1 protein-coding gene is annotated in these 568 nt (G+C 33.8%); it reads right to left on the bottom strand.

The window, feature by feature from the left end; all coding sequences use genetic code 11:
• On the bottom strand, positions 1–568 hold a 568-nt coding region (locus AB674_RS21720; protein ID WP_047779384.1), incomplete at both ends, for a TolB family protein.

Genomic DNA, 568 nt, shown 5'->3' with positions numbered 1-568 from the left:
GCATCTGAAAGTAATTCTGCTGTAGTTAAATCAGTAATTTCACCATATAAAAGTTGTTCACAAATAAGCCTTTTGGTTTCTAAGAATTTATAAATATCATCGTATCCTTGTCCACCATCTCTATTGGAGCTAAAAAAACCTCTTCTTGATTTTGTATCTATTAAATAAGCAAAATCATCTTTAGGCGAATTAACATTTTCTCCTACATTTTGCACTTCACTGAAACTTCCGTCAGTATTTATTTTGGATACAAAAACATCTAATCCTCCAAGACCGGGATGCCCGTCAGAGGCAAAATAAATTTCATTTTCATCATTTACAAAAGGGAAGGTTTCTCTTCCTTCCGTATTGATTTTATTTCCTAAGTTTTCTGGTGTTCCAAAAGTCCCATCATCATTTATTTTCACCTTGAATAAATCAGACTGCCCTAATGTTCCGGGCATATCTGAAGCAAAATATAATGTCTTCCCATCAGGGCTTAATGCTGGATGTGCTGTACTGTAATTATTACTGTCAAAAGACAGTTCAGTTACATTAGTCCATTTATCATTTTCTAAACTGGCTTTGT

Source organism: Flavobacterium sp. ABG, assembly GCF_001027725.1.
Taxonomy (GTDB): domain Bacteria; phylum Bacteroidota; class Bacteroidia; order Flavobacteriales; family Flavobacteriaceae; genus Flavobacterium; species Flavobacterium cupriresistens.
Note: the sequence above shows the minus strand (reverse complement) of the source record. Positions and strands in the feature narration are given on the sequence as shown.